Consider the following 17,930-nt stretch of genomic DNA (forward strand, 5'->3'; position numbering starts at 1 on the left):
ACCATAAGGGAGGAAATAATGGCACTCTTCAGAAACAACGGTGATCGTGTCCCCAGCGTTATCGAAGCGATGGCTGAAGAAGCCCGCTCGGGCCGGATGGACCGGCGCGAGTTTCTGGCGCTGGCAAGCGCGTTCGGGGCATCGACTGCCCTTGCCTACGCTATGATCGGTCTTGCGGTGCCGGGACGGGCTTTGGCCGAAGAGCCCAAGAAAGGCGGAACGCTGCGCGTATCGATGTCGGTAAAGGCGCAGAAGGATCCGCGTACTTACGACTGGGTCGAACTTGCAAACATTTCGCGCTGCTGGCTCGAGCCGCTTGTCCGCTACACCCGCGAATTCACTTTCGAGCCGGTCCTGCTCGAGAGCTGGGACGTCAACGACGACGCCACCGAATACGTGCTGCATCTGCGCAAGGGCATCACCTGGAACAATGGCGACGCCTTCAACGCCGACGACGTGGTCTACAATCTGACGCGCTGGTGCGAGAAGGATGCCGCCGGCAATTCGATGGCCGCGCGCGTCGGTGCGCTGATCGACGTCAAAACCGGCAAGGCCAGGGACGGGGCGATCACCAAGGTCGACGACAACACGGTCAAGCTGACGCTGAACGAACCTGATATCTCGCTGATCCCGAACTTCACCGACTATCCAGCGCTCGTCGTCCACCGCAAATTCGATACCGATGGTGCCGATCCGCTCGCCAAGCCGATCGGCACCGGGCCTTTCGAGCTTGTGTCTTATTCGGTCGGCCAGAACGCCGTCGTCAAGCGTCGCGAGAATGGCAAATGGTGGGGCGGTGAAGCGCCGCTCGACAGCGTCGAATTCATCGACTACGGCACCGACTTCAACGCGTCGGTGAATGCATTCGAATCCGAGGAAATCGACGTCAATTTCGAGACGCCCGCCGACTTCATCGACATCCTCGACCAGATGGATCTGGTGAAATCGGAGGTCGCGACAGCAACCACGCTCGTCGCCCGCACCAACATCACGCACAAGCCTTATGATGACCAGCGGGTACGCAACGCCCTGCAAATGGCCGTCGACAACAATGCGGTGCTCGAACTTGGCTACGCCGGGCGCGGCACCCCAGGTGAAAACCACCACGTCAGCCCGATCCATCCGGAATATTTTGCGCTGCCCAAGAAGACACGCGATGCGGCCGGCGCCAAGAAGCTGATGGCCGAGGCCGGACAGGCCGATTTCGAGCATGAACTGATCACCGTCGAGGACGATTGGCAAAAGAACACCGGCGACGCGATTGCCGGCCAGCTGCGCGATGCCGGCATCAAGGTGAAGCGCACGGTGCTGCCGGGGTCGACCTTCTGGAACGACTGGACGAAATACCCCTATTCCATGACCATCTGGTATATGCGCCCACTCGGCGTTCAGGTGTTGGCGCTCGGCTATCGCACCGGCGAGGCCTGGAATGAAACGGCGTATTCGAATCCTGATTTCGACGCCAAGCTCAAGCAGGCCCTCTCACTCATCGACGTGGAGAAGCGCCGCGAGGTCATGAAGGACGTCGAGCAGATCCTGCAGGATTCGGGCGTCATCATTCAGCCGTTCTGGCAGAAGCTGTACAGCCACATGAACAAGAAGGTGAAGAACTACGCGGTCCACCAGACTTTCGAGATGGATCTTCAGAACGTCTGGCTGGACGCCTGAGTTAGCTCCCAAGGCTGGCAATGACCCGCCGGCACCCGTTGCAGAAAACAGGTGCCGGCGGACCGCAAACCATTGAAATCAGTGAGTGCGTCAAACATGTCCGACGACGAGATCGTCCTTTCCGAGCTTTCCGACGACGAACTCGTGCAGCAGATGCACGATGACCTTTATGACGGGCTGAAGGAAGAGATCGAGGAAGGCACCAACATCCTGCTCGAGCGCGGCTGGGCGCCTTACAAGGTGCTGACCGAGGCGCTGGTCGAAGGCATGCGCATCGTCGGCGAGGATTTTCGCGACGGCATCCTGTTCGTGCCGGAAGTGCTGTTGTCGGCCAACGCGATGAAGGCGGGCATGTTCATCCTGCGTCCGCTGCTTGTCGCCACCGGCGCGCCGAAGCAGGGCAAGATGGTGATCGGCACGGTCAAGGGCGACATCCACGACATCGGCAAGAACCTTGTCGGCATGATGATGGAGGGCGCCGGCTTCGACGTCATCGACCTCGGCATCAACAATGCGGTGGAAAAGTATCTCGACGCCATCGAACAGCACCAGCCTGACATCATCGGCATGTCGGCGCTGCTGACGACGACCATGCCCTACATGAAGGTCGTCATCGACACGATGAAGGAAAAGGGCATCCGCGACGACTACGTCGTGCTGGTCGGCGGTGCCCCGCTCAACGAGGAATTCGGCAAGGCCGTCGGCGCCGACGCCTATTGCCGCGACGCAGCCGTGGCAGTCGAGACCGCCAAGGATTTTATGAAGCGCAAGCACAACGTCCGCGTATCATAGCCGCAAGGCAAGTTCCCGTCCTTCGTGGAAGGCGTAGGGCGCCTGGCGCGGAGCGACGGCGTCGCCGACCTCCATGAAAGGCTGGGACGTGCTTTCCAACTCTTTCGCCAGCCAATTCGCTGCTACATTGGTGGTTGCGAGAACAAGGCAATCGCCCGGCACAAAGCTCTCTTCACGGGTGTTGTGGTCAACGATGGTCACGCCGTCCCCGTGCCATTCCAGCACGCTGACATCCAACACCCATGTGACGCCAAGCTGGCGCAATGTCCGTCGAAGCGGGAAATCGGCAGCTGTCCGCTGCAGCTCCTTGCCGACCAACGGATCGGGCGTGAGAATGGTCACTTGATGGCCATCCTCGGCAAGTTTCCAGGCCGTGCCACAACCGCGCCAGCCTCCGCCCTCGTCGAGCAAAAGCACGTGCTTACCCGGCCGCACAACGCGGGCCATGACGGATTCGATCGAGAAGACATTGCCCCTTTCGATGCCGGGCAGGCTCGGCACTGCCGGCAAAGCCTTCTGAAAGCCGGTTTCGGGAGACACCGACCCCGTGGCCAGGATAACGGTGTCAGCTTGGAAAGAGGGGATTTCCGAGGCCTCGACGTAGGTGTTCAGTCGTACGTCGACATTCAGTTTGCTGAGCTGGCGTTCATACCACCCGAGAAGGTCGAGGATTTGCCCGCGGCGCGGCTGCAGTCCTGCGAGCAGAAAGTTCCCGCCCAGCCTACTGGAGGCTTCGGCCAGCACCACGTCGTGCCCTCGCTCGGCGGCAACCCGAGCCGTCTCGAGCCCGGCGGGACCGCCGCCGACGACAAGCACCCGTTTCTTGATGGCAGCGGACGTGAACCGGTCACCACCCCATTCAAACTCGCGCCCTGCAGAGGGATTGATAAGGCAGCTGATCCAGTAGTCGCGCGAACGACGGCCCCAGCACATCTGGTTGCAGGATATGCATCCGCGCACATCCTCGGGCCGGTCCGCCGCGGCTTTGCGTGCCAGATGCGGGTCGGCGATCTGGCCGCGGACGATCGAGACCAGGTCTGCAGCTTTCTCGCCGAGCACGGTTTCGGCGTTTTCAGGCGTCCTGATATGGCTTTCGGCGACCACGAGGGCCGTCTTGACCACGGCCTTGAGGGTCGTCGCAAGATCGGCGCCAAGCTTCTCCGGATAGAGAAACGTCGGCATTATCTTGTAGAAGTCGAGGTAGCTACCGGTGCCGCAGGTCACGTAATCGATCAGCCCCTGCTCATCGTGCAGCCGAATGATCTCCGCCAGTTCCTGGCGACTGAGCGCGACTGTGTAATCAGGTTCGTCGCTGACCGAGAGTCCAATGATGAAATCGAGGCCGCATGTTTCGCGGATGCGGGTTAGGATTTCGCGCGAGATCCGCGTGCGGTTGTCGAGCGACCCGCCCCATTGGTCCTCGCGTCGGTTTGTCCAGGGCGTCCAGAACTGATCGACCAGTCCGAGATAGGCAGCCCAGACTTCGACGCCGTCGAAACCGGCTTCCTGGCAGCGGCGCGCCGCCTGAACGAAGCTGTCGATGGTTTCCCAAATCTCACGCTCGGACATCGCGTGGGAACCGTCGCTGTCATGATAGCTTGGCAGGCCCGAGGGCGACCAATGCGCGTGAAATGAGTTGTCCGAATCGCCGTGCGCTCCGACGTGATAGAGCTGCTGGATGGCGATCGCCCCGTGGTCCTTGATCGCGCGCGTGACGTGCTGGAAATGAGGAATGACGCTATCGTCGTCAGGTCGAAAATTGCCGCGTGTCAGGACGGCGGCCTGATGGACGGGCATGGGTTCGACAACAATCATGCCGGCCCCACCGAGCGCTCGCTCGGCATAGTAGGCAACGTGTCGTTCGGTCGGCACGCCATTTTCGGCCATGTTGGCGGTATGAGCCCCGAACACGATCCGGTTTCGGAGCGTGCGACTGCCTAGCTTTGCAGGTGAAAACAGATGCGGAAAGAGTTTTGACATAATATCACACCAGCGGTCGGAGGAAGGCCTCGGGCGGCAGTCAGGTGGCTTGTCCCATAGTCACGGATTTCTGGAGCGCCGCGGCAAGGCCGTCTGCCACGGCAGATTCAAACCCGGCTGCGCGCATGGCCTCGATCGCTGCCGCGGTGGTGCCGCGGTAGTCGAGGAAGGTCTGGACGATATCTTGGGGATTGTCTGGACGAGCCTCGAGGAGTTTTCCGGTTCCAACAAGCACCGCGCTGACGCTCCGCCGGGCAATATCTGGATCCATTCCTCGGCTGACGGCATCGTCCATCATCGCTGCCGCCAAGAGCGCCGGAAACGCCGGGCCGGATCCAGTCAGGCCCGTCAGATAATCGATATCTGCTTCGCTTTTGACTTCATCGGCCGCGCCACAGGCCTCCAGAATCCGGCGAACGACATTGCGGTCATCCGCAGTGACGCTCTGAGAGCTTATCCAGGGAGTATAGGAATTCCGCACCTCTGCCGCTGCATTCGGAAGCGTGCGGATGACGCGGTCGGTTTTAAGACGTCCCGCCAGTTGGTCGAGAGTGATCCCGGCCATAACCGACATGGCGAGCTTGCCGGACGCAGTAATGTCGATGGCAGGCCAATCCTGGGGCCGGACCGAGACGATGATGACATCGGATCGATCCACCAGTTCCTGGTTGTCCCTGGTCCATGTAGCGTTTGGCAGAAAGTCGGGTTGCCCAGTTCTATGAGAGAGCGTGAGGTGCTCTGCGGCGACTATTTGCGCATCAATAATGGCCTCGGCGATAGCGCGTCCAAGCCAGCCACCTCCGCCGATTATTCCGATGCTCAGGGGTTCACCCATTGTCGAAACGCTTCCTCAGCCCGCCGAATGGCCGTGTCTGGCGAAGAACCGGTCGAGTTCGCGCTTCCGCGGGGCCTTACCTGTAAAAATCTCCACGTACCCGGGAATGCGCTTCATGCGGTCCGCGAGATCTTCGCTGGTCTGCATTGAGATGTAGCCGATCTGCACGAGGTAGATGGTGCGCGCTCGAACATCGGCTGAGCCTTCGCCGTAACCAAAGCGGACAAACATCTGGCTCAATGCATCGAGACGCGTCTGGTCGGCTTTCTGCACCTCCGCCAGAATCTCAGGGGATTGAAGCGCCCAGCTTCTGACTGCGAACTCGAACTGGGAATCGAACAAGGATTTGTCGAGCCAGCAGTCGAAAACGTTCAGCATCGCTTCGGCGACCGTCTCGGCGTATGCCTCAGCCTGCTTGACGAGGTTGCCGGTGTTCTTGTCCCGCCAACGGGTCACGAGGGCAGCCATCAGTTCTTCTCTATCCTTGAAGAACCAATAGAAGCTGGTGCGCGACAGGCCCAATTTCTTGGCCAGTGGCGATATTCTCACCGTGTCGACGCCGGATTCAAGAAGCAGGTCGTAGGCGGCTTCAAGCCACCCCTCCGGCGATCCGCGCCATCCGCTATCGTTCGAAATTTGCTCCATGAGTGATCAGCCTAACAAAATATCAAAGTGAAAACCAGCAAAATGTACACCTATGTCGACTATATCGACTCCTCCGAAGTGAAACTTGACATGCATGTACATTTTCGATAGCGTTCGCACTTGCCATCTCAGCCCGGAGTCCGTCTGATGTCGAGCGATCCCCTTCTGCAGCCGTACAAACTCAAGCATTTGACCCTGCGCAATCGCATCATCGTGACCTCCCACGAGCCGGCTTATCCGGAGGACGGGATGCCGAAGGAGCGTTATCTCGCCTATACGGTTGAAAGGGCGAAGGGCGGTGTGGCGATGACGATGACAGCCGGGTCCGCTGCGGTCTCGAAGGACAGCCCCCCGGTTTTCAACAACCTGCTCGCCTACAAGGATGAGATCGTGCCGTGGATCAGGCAGATGACAGATGCGGTGCACGAAGAGGGCGCCGCCATCATGATCCAGCTAACCCATCTTGGACGGCGTACACGCTGGGACAAAGGTGACTGGCTTCCCGTCCTGGCGCCGTCCCATCATCGTGAAGCCTCCCACCGCGCGTTTCCCAAGAAAATTGAAGACTGGGATATCGAGCGCATCATCAAGGACTTTGCGGACGCCGCTGAGCGGATGAAGGCGGGCGGGATGGATGGCGTCGAGCTGGAGGCCTATGGCCACTTGATCGACCAGTTCGTGTCTCCTCTCACGAACGAACTTGACGGCCCTTATGGTGGTTCGCTCGATAACCGCATGCGCTTTTGCATGGACGTCTTCAAGGCGATCCGGTCACGGGTGGGCGACGACTTTATCCTGGGCGTACGATATACTGCGGATGAGCGTCTCCCCGGTGGCACTGGCATGTCGGAGGGCATTGAGATCTCCAAACGCCTCAAGCAAAGCGGACTCATCGACTACCTCAACGTGATCCGCGGGCACATCGATACCGATGCGGGCCTGACGGACGTCATTCCAATTCAGGGAATGGCGAATGCGCCGCATCTTGATTTTGCCGGCGAGATTCGTGCGGCAACCAACTTCCCAACTTTCCACGCAGCGAAAATACCGGATGTGGCGACTGCCCGCCACGCGATTGCGTCGGGTAAGGTGGATATGATCGGCATGACGCGCGCGCACATGACCGACCCTCACATCGTGCGCAAGATCATAGAAAAGCGCGAAGACGAAATCAGGCCGTGCGTGGGCGCGAACTATTGCCTTGACCGTATCTATCAGGGCGGGGCGGCATACTGCATTCATAACGCCGCGACCGGCCGCGAACTGACCATGCCGCACATTGTCGCCAAGGCCGACAGCCGCAAGAAAGTTGTTATCGTCGGTGCAGGTCCGGCTGGCCTCGAGGCCGCCCGCGTGGCGGGTGAGCGGGGACACGAGGTCGTGGTCTTCGAGGCCGCCAGCGACCCTGGCGGGCAGATCCGGCTGACAGCGCTGAGCCCGCGCCGCAAGGAGATGATGAGCATCATCGATTGGCGCATGGCCCAGTGCGAAAAACATGGAGTGACCATCAGGTTCAATGCCTGGGCGGAAGCCGAAACCATCGAGGCGGAAAATCCGGACGTTGTCATCGTCGCAACGGGCGGGGTGGCGCACACCGACGTCCTTTCCAAGGGCAACGAGTTCGTGGTGTCGTCTTGGGACATCATCTCCGGAGACGCAAAGCCGGGAACCAATGTCCTCATCTTCGACGACGCGGGTGACCACGCGGCACTCCAGGCCGCGGAATTCCTCGCCGGCGCCGGAGCGAAGGTTGAAATCATGACACCGGACCGGTCATTCTCACCCGAGGTCATGGCTATGAACCTCGTGCCCTACATGAGGTCTCTTCAAAAACTCGATGTGACCTTCACCGTTACCTATCGGCTCGAGTCAGTTGAAAAGAATGGCAATCAGCTCATTGCAAATGTCGGCAGTGACTACGGCGGCATATCCAAACAGCGCGTCGTGGATCAGGTTGTCATTAACCACGGCACCATTCCGCTGGACGACATCTATTTCGAACTGAAACCGAAATCGACCAATCACGGAGAGATTTCGCAAGATGAGCTCATCGCCGGGCAGCCGCAGTCGGTGGTGCGGAATGCGCAGGGCCAATTCCAACTCTTTCGTATCGGCGACGCCGTTTCAGCTCGCAACACCCACGCCGCGATCTACGATGCACTGCGACTGGCGAAAGATATCTAACATCCGGCAACGGACCATAGCGTCCGCTCACAACAAGGGCTGAAAGATGAACAGAAGTGAGGCCCTGCAATATTTTGTAGACACAGCGTTCGTGGCCTTTGACCAGTTCTCACACGACCTGCGATCGCGCAGATCGATCATCCAGCTCTTCGCCCAATCGGAGGTTCCCGGGCCTGAAAAGACCAGGGCCGGGAGCCGTTTGCCGGTCTGTTCCTATCTCGGCCCGGCGTTGGCGGAAGAGGCGATCCCGCCTACGCTCCGCGACTTGATTGAGCGCTTCAAGGCGATCGAGCCGCTGCTCGAATGGCGGCTGAAATCAAATCCCGCCCCGCCTGCCAGCAGCAATTTCCGCGACGGTCACACCAACGCGATGATCCTTGGCCCGGGCGGCCTCGAGGACAGAAACGATCTGTGGCTCGGCGTCACCTTGATGGCTCCTCACGTCCGGTATCCCGACCACGATCATCCGCCGGAAGAAACCTACCTCGTGCTTTCGCATGGCGAATTCAAGCATGGTGACAAGGATTGGTTTTCGCCCGGCATCGGTGGATCATTCTACAATCCGCCAGGCATCAAACACGCAATGAGATCGCTGGATCGGCCGCTGTTCGCTTTCTGGGCGCTGTTGGTGGATCAGACGCATCACTGAACTTGCCCGAAACCCGGCTACCGGTCGAGGGAAGAGCCAAGACCGCCTTGCGGGTGAAGCGCGTTACTCATCAATAGCTTCATCATCGACGTCGGTTGGCCGCGGACCGTCAAGGCGCTGCCGATTTCGAAGAAGCGCCTTGATCAAAGATCGCGAAATGGTTGCTATATCTCGACTTTCACACGGCCAACCGGATTAGAACAGCAAGCAAGGAAATAGCCGTCGGCAATCTCTTCGTCGGTGATGCCGCCATTGTGGACCATATGAACATCGCCTTCGGTTTTGCGAACCTTGCAGGTCCCGCATATCCCCATACTGCAACCCGATCGGATCACCAGACCCGCAGCCCGTGCCGCAGTCAGGACCGTATCGGTCTCGACGCATTTCGCGGAGACGCCGGATAGGACAAATTCGATCTCGGCCTCGTTGTTCTCGGCGGGAACGAAGTCATCCGGGACCTTCTCGGCCTCAGGAAGCGGCGCGCGGAAGCTTTCCTGATGGTAATGCGCCATGTCGAAACCGAGACCGGCCAGCGCCTCGCGCACGGCTTGCATGAAGGGCTCGGGCCCGCAGCAGAACACCTCGCGATCAAGATAATCCTGCGCCATCAGTCCGAGCATCAACTGGTTGAACATGCCTCTGTAACCGGTCCACGGCCTGTATGGATCGGTCTGTTCAACCACCCATTTCAGGTCGATGCCAGTTACGCGCGACGCCATATGCTCCAGCCGTTCACGGAAGATGATCTCAGAAGGGCGGCGCGCGCAGTGGACAAAGACGATGTCCGGATCAACTCCGGAATCATACAGATGTGTAGTCATGGACATCATCGGTGTGATGCCCGAGCCGGCTGAGATGAAAAGATACTTTTCGGCTGGCTGATGCGCCATGGAGAAGGTGCCCCCCGGACCTATTGCCCGCAGGCGCATGCCCGGACGGAGGCTGTCAAACATCCACTGCGTTCCGACGGAGTCGGCCTGCGCCTTTACGGTAATGGTCAGCGAGGTCGGCCGCGACGGAGATGAGGATATCGTGTAGGCCCGGTAGATTGGACCGCCGGGAGTGGGCAGTTCCAAAGTGAGGAACTGCCCTGGATCAAAATTGAACAGCGATCCGGACGGCGACCGGAAACAAAAGGTGAGGACGTTCGGCGCCTCCGGAAGAAAGGAGGCACATTCGAGTTCTTCCGCGTCGGTCCAGAAGACCAGCCTGGGTTTTGCCACCACGTTCATTGTTTCACTCCGCGGCCAATCGCATCGAGGCCTGAGAGCGCTCAAGCCAGTTCGCATACCAATCGACGAATTGGGTCACACCGCTTTCCTGAACCGGCGAATATGGTCCGGGAACATAGGCAGGAGAGAAGATCCCTTGCTGGTTGGTTTCGACGATCTCACGGTCTTCATCATTGGTAGAAATCCAGACCTCGGTCAGGCGCTTGAGGTCGTAGTCGAGCCCTTCGACGGCATCTTCGTTCACCAGCCAGGTGGTGGTGACCTCGGTTTCCGTGGCGCTGATTGGCGTGACTCGGAAGGTCAAGGAGTGATCCGGCAGGAAGTGGCTCCAGGTCGTTGGATAATGGAACATCAACAGCGAGCCTGCATCGGGCAGAGCCACCCGGCCAAGATTCTTGCGAACGGCAGCCTTGCCGTCGAGCGTGTAGCTCACCGCCTTTTGCTGCAGCGGCATCCGCGCCAGGCGAAATTGGCCGCTGCCGCCAAGCCGGAACTGCGCCGGCGCGCCTGAGGCTTCGCAACGGTCAAAATGCGCCTGGAGGGTCGCCGAGACCGACCCGTCAGCAGAGACACCGGCCACGTCCGGGTCGAGCGAGAAGGAGCGGCAGAGCGACGGGTGGTTGCTGCTGCAGTGGTAGCATTCGCGGTTGTTTTCCCACACAAGCTTCCAGTTGGCCTTTTCGACGATGGTCGACGTATGCGCGACCTTCGCATTGTTGAGGTCATGGACCTCTAGGTAGGGAAGGGCCAGGTCGGCAAACGGTTCGAAGTCTGGGGGCGTAGCGGACAGACAGACGTAGATCAGGCCGGCCAGATTGCGCAGATGGACCGGCTTCAGCCCGTGTTTGGACATGTCGAAGTCGGGCCCCATGTCATTTGCCCAGATGAGCTTGCCGTCAAGCTCATAGGTCCACTGGTGATAGGGGCAGACGAGTTTGGCCACTTGGCCTTCGCGCGCCTTGCAAATCATCGAGCCGCGATGGCGGCAGGAATTGTGGAAGGCGCGGATTTCACCATCGCCGGCGCGCACGATGACCACCTCATAGGCGCCCACGCGCATCGTCACGTAGCTACCAGCCTTCGCAAGCTGGCATGCCGGGGCCGCGTAGAGCCATTCCTGGTAGAAGATGTGCTCGAGATCGAGCTGGTAAATCGTCGGCGACGTGTAAAAGGGCTGCTCAAGGGCATAGCCCGAGACCCGGCGCGCTAGCAACTCTTGGATCGAGGGCGAGGGGGCGTTCATGCGGAATTCCATAGATGGCGTGCACATTTGAGATGAAATTTTCTTGCCTGAACGCCTTTTGCGCAATAGCACTAATTTTCAGAACGATTTAGTTCAGCTAATCTGTTGCACTCAGCGAGCCATCCAAAAAGCGGGTCCGAAGAAGCGTTGATGCCAAGACCGTACGATCTCTCCTCGGTGACGGCTCTCATCTGCTTCGAGGCAGCCGCCCGAAATGCGAGTTTCAAAAACGCCGCCCAGGAATTGAATGTGACGCCCGCCGCGATCAGCCACCAGATCAAGGCGCTTGAGGGTGACTTGGGATGCAACCTGTTCCTGCGCTTGAGCCGCGGCGTCGAATTGACTGAGAAAGGAGCGTTCCTGTTCGTTGCCGTGCAGCGCGGGCTTGAGACGATTTCCGACGCCGTCACTCACATGCGCGATCGCCCGGAAACCGCCGACGTGACCATCCGGACAACGACTGCCGTCAGCTCGCTATGGCTTACACCGAAGATTTCAGCCTTCTGGAAGAGCCATCCCACCATCACCGTCTCGCAGATCGTCAGCGACGTGCCCGCAACAGCGATCCGCTGTGATCTAAGTATTCATTACGGAGATGCGCAGGAAAGTCCCGAGGAGTGTCACAAACTTTTTCAAGATCGCATTGTCGCGCTTGGAACTCCAAAATTCGCCGCCGAGCACGGCATTGGCCGAGTTGAGGATCTGCTCAAGGCGCCTTTGATTCATATGAACAACGAGGAAACCGACTGGACGAACTGGCCGGAGTGGTTTCAAGCGCTTGGACACACCATCCCAAAAGGCCGCAGGTTTTCTGTGAACAACTACATGATTGCCCTCCAGGCCGCTCAGGATGATATCGGGGCGGTCTTGGGGTGGGATGGATTGGTCAAAAGCCTGATGGAACAGGGCCGGCTGGTCACACTTGTACCCGACAACATTCCCTCACCTAGGGCATTTTATCTGAAAATCCATCCCAGGGCAGGTTCGAAAGCGCGGCTTTTTGCGAGCTGGCTCGCCAAAAGCTCTTGAGCAGCTGCTCTCTTGCTCGCTGACTTTTCGGGCGGATTCACATCACCGCGCTCGCTATGGATTCGTGGTATTGAACGGGTTCCCACCACGAAAACCTGGAGATTATCGGATGAGACTGATTGTGCTTGCCGCCGCTCTCTCGATCGCAGCGCCTGCGACCGCCCTGGCCGGGCCGGCCTCCAATGCGGTGAAGTTCTTCTACATGCCCGAGGTCAAGTTCGAGGCCGACGCGAAATACCGCGACCGTTTCACCGAGCCGGTGACAAAGCTGTTCGACCTGAACGACCAGGCGCAGAAGAACAAGCCGGACGAGGTGCCTTGCATCGACTTCGCCCCCGGTCTCGACGCGCAGGATTTTGACGAGAAGACAGTCGCCAAGACGTTGAAGCTGTCTGAAGCAGTGGATGGCGACAGCGCCAACGTGACAGTGACGTTCAACCTTTTCCCGGAAGGCGATGAATCCAAACGCGAAATGGTCTGGTCGCTGAAGAAGGTCGACGGCCAGTGGAAGGTTGCCGACATCACCTCGAAGACCAGCGGCTGGACGCTGAGTGCGCTCGAATGCCTGGCTGGCCAAACTCCGGAGTGACGCCATGGCCCGCGCCCTGGCCCTGGCGACTGCGTGCCTGCTGGCCGCGGGTTTGAGCAGCACCGCTGGCCAGGGCCTGTTCAGCGCGCCGCTCTCAGCAGAAAATGCACGGGCAGCTCCGCTGCGGCCGGGTTCGCCGACGGCGATGGTGAAACCGTTTTACGAGCATGTCGGGCTCGAGCTCGATCCGGCTCAGCGCAGCCATTTCGTCGATCCCGCGAGGTCGGTGCTCGACAAGAGCGATGCGCTGCGGAAATCGGGGCAGGGCGAATGCCTCGATCCCAACATGGCGCTCGACAATGCGGCGTACGACAGGGCCAAGATCGACAACAGCCTGAAGGCTGTTGAAGCGGTCAAAGGCGATGAGGCCAAGGTCGTCGTCGCCTTTATCGTTGCCGGCAATCCGCACCGGCTGGAATGGAAGTTCAAAAAGGTCGACGGCGATCTGGAAGATATCGGACCTTCTGTCGGTGACCGGCGAATGGGCGCTCAGCCAATATCAGTGTGAGTGAGAACGGACCGATGAGTTGATCGCCTGATGACGATTGAAAACCAGAGTTGGCGATCCTGCTGTCCCGCCGGACATCTCGCAGCAGAATTCAGCCGCGTCCGCGATACGGCGCAACACCGGTGTCGGGCAGCCATGCGCCTTCCGGCGGCGCGCCGGTCTGCCAGAATACGTCGATCGGAATGCCGCCGCGCGGATACCAATAGCCGCCAATCCGCAACCACAGTGGTTTGGTCGCAGCGATGATGCGGCGGCCGATCATGATGGTGCACTCTTCATGGAAGGCGCCATGGTTGCGAAACGAGGTCATGAACAGCTTCAGCGACTTCGATTCCACCAGTAGCGTGTCGGGTGCATAGTCGATGACGATGTGGGCGAAGTCCGGCTGGCCGGTGACCGGGCAGAGCGAAGTGAATTCCGCGCAGGTGAAGCGAACGATGGCTGGCGGCCCGTCGCCGCGCGAAAACGGCACGGTCTCCAGGACTGCTGCGTCAGGGTTCTGTGGCGCCTCGACGTTGGTGCCGAGCTGGGTAAGGTTTTTCGTATCGGTCATCGGCGGTTCCTTACTGCATGTCGCCCAAAAGCCTGCCCACGGGTCCGACCCGAGGGTGCGCGGACTTGGGTACGACATGCGCAAAAACAAAAATTTGCCGCTCATTAGCACAATTTGAAACAGGAAGACGAGGACCACCAGCGATCCGCTTCTCCAGCCCTATCAGCTCAAACATTTGACGCTGAAGAACCGGGTCATGTCGACCAGCCACGAGCCGGCCTATTTCCGAGGACGGTATGGATCTGAAGATCACTTCGGATTTGATTTGGTGGCGCGCAGCCGAACCTCCGCACGGAGAGCCACCAGGCACGTCGGTCCGATCTGCGCGCTGCGCACGCCGCCGGCTTTGCAGCCAGACACCGTACGATCTCTTAAACCGCGATAGCGGCTGGCCGCTCAAAACATTCTGGCGGTGGCCATGCAGAGCACGGTGATGACCAGCAGGCCGCCGGCGATGCGTTCGCCCCTTGTCATTTTCGCGCGCAACTGCGTTTCCGTCGCCGAGTCAGTGCCGGCAAGCTGCCTGCTGGCAGAGCCGACGAGCGCGCCCTGGACGCCGGCGGCAATCAAGGCCGTCGCGATACCCAGGGCCAGAACCATTTCCATCGAACCGAAAGAGCCGCTGTGGAAGAAATACCAGAGCAGGGCGCCGGTCAGGAAAACCATGCCAGCCGCGTTCATTTGCGGCCGGAAAAACCGTTCGATCCGAATCTCCGGATCGCGGGCGACAGCGATGGTCGTTCCAGCCCAGAACACACCGGCCAATACGTGAAGGCCGAGGACGATGATGTAGACATACTGCATGACCGCGTTCCTCCTTTCCTACCGCCAACCATAAAGTTAGATATCAAATGATTAGATGTCAATGTAAAGTCAAAGGGCCAGTTCCATCGGCCTTTCCCTTACTCTAGTGTCGGATCATGACGCTTTTTGACCGCCCGCCAGTCGGGATGAATCTCGCCCGCACCGCAAAGCTTGTCGCTCAGGCCTTTGACGCCACGTTGGTCGAGGCGGGCGGCACGCTGCCGGTCTGGGTCACGCTGTTGTCGATCAAGTCGCGCGAACTGGCCAACCAGCGTGAGCTCGCCGGCATGATCGGAATCCAAGGCGCGACGCTGACCCACCATCTGAACGCGATGGAGACGCAAGGTTTGCTGACCCGGCGCCGCGATCCGGAAAACCGCCGCGTCCATCAGGTCGAACTGACCGAAGCGGGAGAGGCCCTGTTCCTGAAATTGCGCACGGCAGCCATTGCCTTCGACAAGCGGCTGCGGACCGGGTTGTCGGACGAAAGGCTGGCGGAGTTCGCGGAAGTCTTGGCGACGCTACGGGCGAATGTCGATTGATCCCAACTGCCGAACGCATTGTTCAGCGAGCCCAAGATGTAGCGGCAGCCAGCTACAGACCGGCCGTAACCCCATCAGGCCGCCATTTCCGAAGCGGCGTGTCAGGTTGGCGCCTTACGCCAGCCTTCCCTGCAGCACCGTCAGCCTGGCTCTCTTCGGCGCCCGCGCGACCAGCCATTCGCGTACCTGGTCCTGCGGCATCGGGAAGGCGATCGAGTAGCCCTGCACCTGGTCGCAGCCGATCGCCATCAGCGAATCGAGTTCAGCCTCGGTTTCGGCGCCCTCGGCGACGATCGAGATGCCGAGGCCGCGGGCGAGTTCGGTGATGGCACGCACGATCTTGGTGTTGTCGCCGTTCTCATTGATGTTCTGGACGAAGCGGCGATCGATCTTCAGCCTGTCGATCTCGTTCGGGTTGACGTGGCTGAGCGACGCGTAGCCGGTGCCGAAATCATCGAGTTCAAGATGGACGCCGGTGGCGCGGATGTGCCGCAGCTTTGCCGCGATGCCGGTCTTCTCGTCGTCGAGAATGACGGATTCGACGATCTCGAGCGACAGTTTTTGTGGCGGCAGCCCAGCCTTTTCCAGCGCACCGAAGAGGAAGGCGTCGAAATCGGCCTCACGCAATTCGGAGCCGGAGACGTTGACGGCGAGCCGTCCGAAGGCAATGCCGGCACGGTTCCACTCCGCCGCCTCGCCGATTGCCTTGGCGATGACGATGCGGCCGATCGCAGGCATGAGTCCGCATTTCTCGGCGATGGGAATGAACTCGCCCGGTGCGATCATGCCGCGCTCGGCATGTCTCCAGCGAACCAGCGCCTCGATCCCGCCGATGGTGCCGTTCGACAACGAAACCTGTGGCTGGAAATAGACCTGGAACGTCTTCTCCGCGATAGCGATCCTGATGTCATGCTCGAGCCGCTTGCGGTAGTCGAGTTCATGCCGCAACGCCTCGGAGAAGAATGAGAGACTGCCGCCACCCTGCTTCTTGGCGGCGTGGAGCGCGAGGTCGGCATGGACGAGCAGATCTTGCGCATTGTCGGCGTCGACCGGATAGACGGCGACGCCGGCGCTGGCGCCCGGAAGGATGGTCGCGCCCCGATAGACGATCGGTTCGTTGATCTGCGACAGGACGCGCCCGGCGACCGTGTTGATGTCCTCGGTGCCGCCGGCACCGTTGAGGATCATCACGAACTCGTCGCTGCCGAGACGCACGCAGAGGTCCGACGCCCGGCAAGAATCACGCATGCGCTGCGCCGTCACCACCAGCACATAGTCGCCGGCGGCGTGGCCAAGCGTGTCGTTGATCTGCTTGAACCGGTCGAGGTCGAGGTGGACCGCCGCAAGCCGCTCTCGCCGGCGCTGCGCGCCCTTGATCAGCGTATCGAAATGGTCGGTCAGGAAGGTGCGGTTGTGCAGGCCGGTAAGGCCGTCATGCACGGCGATGAAGGCCATGGAATTGCGGGTATCGATCAGTTCACGCGTCTTGCGCAGGATGGCGTTCGACATCGGCCTGAAGATGAAAAGTGCCACCAGCACGATGACGCCGAGGGTGGAGTAGAACAGCGTTCGATGGAGATCGAGAAGGCTCTCCGATCGCGCGTCGGCTTGGGCGCTGATGCGCTGGCCGAGTGCCGCATAGCCCGACAGGGCCGCATTGGCGACGGAAGCGTCGAGGTTGACGCGTTCGCCGCCACCCTTGTAGCCGCCATTGTCGGCCATGCCGAGTTGCGATTCAAACGCCGAAACCAGGCGTTCGCCGTTGGCGATAAGCCCGACCGAGAAGTAATCGAGATGAAACGGTTTGGCAAAAAGGACGTTCTCGACTGATTTTGGATCGAGCCTGGCCGGTGACGCCGGGTCGGCGACCACACGCTCGAGCAGAAGGTCGTAGTTCCTCTCGAAGTCGGCCGTGGCCTGTTTGAATGCGGTGACCAGAGCCGGTTGTTGGTTGCGCGTAGCTGCTCCTGCCGCGTTGGCAAGGAAGACAATGCGTTGCGACAGCACCTTTTGCATGCCGACAATATCGAGCAGCGTGTCGTCGTGCCGATGGCCAGCCATCATCTGCTGGAGAAGGATGAAGGAGGCCATCACCATGGCTGCAATGATCAGCAGCGCCAGCCAATAGCCTGCCTTGATCAGCAGTATGAGCTTGCCCGAAATGGTTTGCATCGGTTGCTGCGACATTTTCTGGGGCGGTCCCTCTCGCCGACAGATTGTTGGGTATGAGAACCATTGGCTTGAAAGGTTAACAGCTCCGGAAGCCGACAGAGCAGCAGCGGTGGAAAGCTCGCAAAATGGTTATCGCCTTCTTTCGCGCCGCGGCTGCATTTGAACATCTGCCATTTGGCGGCATTCTGGGGCGGCATTCTGGCCACTGACCGTCGGATCACCGAAGCCGTCGCTTTTGCGGTGGATTTTTCGCCCGCGCGGGGCGACAGTCCATTGAATCTCAACAGGGCCAGATCATGAGCGCGGCATTCCTCTCCCATATCGACAGCGAGCTTCAAGGGCTGAAATCGGCCGGCCTCTACAAATCCGAGCGGGTGATCACCTCGACGCAATCGGCTAAGATCGAGGTGGGCGGCGAGAGGGTGCTGAATTTCTGCGCCAACAATTATCTTGGCCTCGCAGATAGCGCCGACTTGCGCGATGCGGCCAAGCAGGCACTCGACCG

16 protein-coding genes and 1 pseudogene are annotated in these 17,930 nt (G+C 59.9%); 9 read left to right on the forward strand and 8 right to left on the reverse strand.

Annotated features, from left to right (window positions below; all coding sequences use genetic code 11):
* The first annotated feature begins 18 nt into the window (after window positions 1-18).
* Window positions 19-1,668, forward strand: coding sequence for an ABC transporter substrate-binding protein (locus tag AC0L2K_RS29740; RefSeq protein ID WP_128176866.1), 1,650 nt, complete (start codon window positions 19-21; stop codon window positions 1,666-1,668).
* A gap of 96 nt (window positions 1,669-1,764) precedes the next feature.
* Entirely contained in the window at window positions 1,765-2,460 is a 696-nt protein-coding gene (locus tag AC0L2K_RS29745; RefSeq protein WP_128170762.1) for a corrinoid protein, read from the forward strand.
* Here the strand turns inward: AC0L2K_RS29745 and AC0L2K_RS29750 are convergent.
* Genes AC0L2K_RS29750 through AC0L2K_RS29760 form a run of 3 tightly spaced genes read right to left on the reverse strand, consistent with a single transcriptional unit; the run spans window position 2,455 to window position 5,920 of the window.
* Window positions 2,455-4,440 carry an oxidoreductase gene (locus AC0L2K_RS29750; RefSeq protein WP_473533084.1) on the reverse strand — a complete coding sequence of 662 codons (1,986 nt, stop codon included), beginning with the start codon at window positions 4,438-4,440 and terminating at the stop codon, window positions 2,455-2,457. The genes AC0L2K_RS29745 and AC0L2K_RS29750 overlap by 6 nt on opposite strands.
* 40 nt (window positions 4,441-4,480) lie before the next feature.
* A complete protein-coding gene (locus AC0L2K_RS29755; RefSeq protein WP_128176870.1) occupies window positions 4,481-5,275 on the reverse strand; it encodes a pyrroline-5-carboxylate reductase family protein in 795 nt (264 codons plus the stop codon).
* 15 nt (window positions 5,276-5,290) lie between these two features.
* Entirely contained in the window at window positions 5,291-5,920 is a 630-nt protein-coding gene (locus AC0L2K_RS29760) for a TetR/AcrR family transcriptional regulator (RefSeq protein WP_128176872.1), read from the reverse strand.
* 147 nt (window positions 5,921-6,067) lie between these two features.
* Between AC0L2K_RS29760 and AC0L2K_RS29765 the strand changes: the two genes are divergently transcribed.
* Together AC0L2K_RS29765 and AC0L2K_RS29770 are read left to right on the forward strand one after the other, a co-directional pair.
* On the forward strand, window positions 6,068-8,104 hold the full coding sequence (locus tag AC0L2K_RS29765) for an NADH:flavin oxidoreductase (RefSeq protein ID WP_287257805.1): 2,037 nt from the start codon (window positions 6,068-6,070) through the stop codon (window positions 8,102-8,104).
* A 46-nt stretch (window positions 8,105-8,150) separates the two neighbouring features.
* Window positions 8,151-8,753, forward strand: coding sequence for a dimethylsulfoniopropionate lyase (locus AC0L2K_RS29770; RefSeq protein WP_473533085.1), 603 nt, complete (start codon window positions 8,151-8,153; stop codon window positions 8,751-8,753).
* A 164-nt stretch (window positions 8,754-8,917) separates the two neighbouring features.
* Here the strand turns inward: AC0L2K_RS29770 and AC0L2K_RS29775 are convergent, their stop codons facing one another.
* On the reverse strand, window positions 8,918-9,985 hold the full coding sequence (locus AC0L2K_RS29775; protein WP_287229797.1) for an FAD-binding oxidoreductase: 1,068 nt from the start codon (window positions 9,983-9,985) through the stop codon (window positions 8,918-8,920).
* Window positions 9,986-9,989: 4 nt separating this feature from the next.
* A complete protein-coding gene (locus AC0L2K_RS29780) occupies window positions 9,990-11,228 on the reverse strand; it encodes an aromatic ring-hydroxylating oxygenase subunit alpha (RefSeq protein WP_473533089.1) in 1,239 nt (412 codons plus the stop codon).
* A 150-nt stretch (window positions 11,229-11,378) separates the two neighbouring features.
* Here AC0L2K_RS29780 and AC0L2K_RS29785 point away from each other — a divergent pair, with 150 nt between their 5' ends.
* The 3 genes from AC0L2K_RS29785 to AC0L2K_RS29795 all read left to right on the forward strand — a co-directional run bounded on the left by AC0L2K_RS29785 (window position 11,379) and on the right by AC0L2K_RS29795 (window position 13,354).
* Entirely contained in the window at window positions 11,379-12,257 is an 879-nt protein-coding gene (locus AC0L2K_RS29785) for a LysR substrate-binding domain-containing protein (RefSeq protein ID WP_091600607.1), read from the forward strand.
* Window positions 12,258-12,366: 109 nt separating this feature from the next.
* Window positions 12,367-12,846, forward strand: coding sequence for a DUF3828 domain-containing protein (locus AC0L2K_RS29790; protein WP_023802330.1), 480 nt, complete (start codon window positions 12,367-12,369; stop codon window positions 12,844-12,846).
* Window positions 12,847-12,850: 4 nt separating this feature from the next.
* On the forward strand, window positions 12,851-13,354 hold the full coding sequence (locus AC0L2K_RS29795) for a hypothetical protein (protein ID WP_353728363.1): 504 nt from the start codon (window positions 12,851-12,853) through the stop codon (window positions 13,352-13,354).
* Window positions 13,355-13,445: 91 nt separating this feature from the next.
* Here AC0L2K_RS29795 and queF read toward each other — a convergent pair whose 3' ends face one another.
* A complete protein-coding gene (gene queF, locus AC0L2K_RS29800; protein WP_473533086.1) occupies window positions 13,446-13,907 on the reverse strand; it encodes a preQ(1) synthase in 462 nt (153 codons plus the stop codon).
* Between the two features lie 396 nt (window positions 13,908-14,303).
* A complete protein-coding gene (locus AC0L2K_RS29805) occupies window positions 14,304-14,711 on the reverse strand; it encodes a hypothetical protein (protein WP_128170756.1) in 408 nt (135 codons plus the stop codon).
* Between the two features lie 116 nt (window positions 14,712-14,827).
* Here AC0L2K_RS29805 and AC0L2K_RS29810 point away from each other — a divergent pair, with 116 nt between their 5' ends.
* Window positions 14,828-15,253 carry a MarR family winged helix-turn-helix transcriptional regulator gene (locus AC0L2K_RS29810; protein ID WP_023802333.1) on the forward strand — a complete coding sequence of 142 codons (426 nt, stop codon included), beginning with the start codon at window positions 14,828-14,830 and terminating at the stop codon, window positions 15,251-15,253.
* 114 nt (window positions 15,254-15,367) lie between these two features.
* On the opposite strand, the gene AC0L2K_RS29815 is transcribed toward AC0L2K_RS29810, so the two are convergent.
* Window positions 15,368-17,440, reverse strand: a complete 2,073-nt coding sequence (locus tag AC0L2K_RS29815) for a putative bifunctional diguanylate cyclase/phosphodiesterase (protein WP_023802334.1) — start codon at window positions 17,438-17,440, stop codon at window positions 15,368-15,370.
* A gap of 281 nt (window positions 17,441-17,721) precedes the next feature.
* Here AC0L2K_RS29815 and AC0L2K_RS29820 point away from each other — a divergent pair.
* Window positions 17,722-17,930 (forward strand): annotated as a pseudogene (locus AC0L2K_RS29820) (glycine C-acetyltransferase); the annotation flags it as partial.

Source organism: Mesorhizobium sp. WSM4817, assembly GCF_055811135.1.

Excerpts from the sequence above, each read along its gene's own strand:
- AC0L2K_RS29740 (WP_128176866.1), top strand. The coding sequence starts at position 19 with ATGGCACTCTTCAGAAACAACGGTGATCGTGTCCCCAGCGTTATCGAA.
- AC0L2K_RS29745 (WP_128170762.1), top strand. The coding sequence starts at position 1,765 with ATGTCCGACGACGAGATCGTCCTTTCCGAGCTTTCCGACGACGAACTC.
- AC0L2K_RS29750 (WP_473533084.1), bottom strand. The coding sequence starts at position 4,440 with ATGTCAAAACTCTTTCCGCATCTGTTTTCACCTGCAAAGCTAGGCAGT.
- AC0L2K_RS29755 (WP_128176870.1), bottom strand. The coding sequence starts at position 5,275 with ATGGGTGAACCCCTGAGCATCGGAATAATCGGCGGAGGTGGCTGGCTT.
- AC0L2K_RS29760 (WP_128176872.1), bottom strand. The coding sequence starts at position 5,920 with ATGGAGCAAATTTCGAACGATAGCGGATGGCGCGGATCGCCGGAGGGG.
- AC0L2K_RS29765 (WP_287257805.1), top strand. The coding sequence starts at position 6,068 with ATGTCGAGCGATCCCCTTCTGCAGCCGTACAAACTCAAGCATTTGACC.
- AC0L2K_RS29770 (WP_473533085.1), top strand. The coding sequence starts at position 8,151 with ATGAACAGAAGTGAGGCCCTGCAATATTTTGTAGACACAGCGTTCGTG.
- AC0L2K_RS29775 (WP_287229797.1), bottom strand. The coding sequence starts at position 9,985 with ATGAACGTGGTGGCAAAACCCAGGCTGGTCTTCTGGACCGACGCGGAA.
- AC0L2K_RS29780 (WP_473533089.1), bottom strand. The coding sequence starts at position 11,228 with ATGAACGCCCCCTCGCCCTCGATCCAAGAGTTGCTAGCGCGCCGGGTC.
- AC0L2K_RS29785 (WP_091600607.1), top strand. The coding sequence starts at position 11,379 with ATGCCAAGACCGTACGATCTCTCCTCGGTGACGGCTCTCATCTGCTTC.
- AC0L2K_RS29790 (WP_023802330.1), top strand. The coding sequence starts at position 12,367 with ATGAGACTGATTGTGCTTGCCGCCGCTCTCTCGATCGCAGCGCCTGCG.
- AC0L2K_RS29795 (WP_353728363.1), top strand. The coding sequence starts at position 12,851 with ATGGCCCGCGCCCTGGCCCTGGCGACTGCGTGCCTGCTGGCCGCGGGT.
- queF (WP_473533086.1), bottom strand. The coding sequence starts at position 13,907 with ATGACCGATACGAAAAACCTTACCCAGCTCGGCACCAACGTCGAGGCG.
- AC0L2K_RS29805 (WP_128170756.1), bottom strand. The coding sequence starts at position 14,711 with ATGCAGTATGTCTACATCATCGTCCTCGGCCTTCACGTATTGGCCGGT.
- AC0L2K_RS29810 (WP_023802333.1), top strand. The coding sequence starts at position 14,828 with ATGACGCTTTTTGACCGCCCGCCAGTCGGGATGAATCTCGCCCGCACC.
- AC0L2K_RS29815 (WP_023802334.1), bottom strand. The coding sequence starts at position 17,440 with ATGTCGCAGCAACCGATGCAAACCATTTCGGGCAAGCTCATACTGCTG.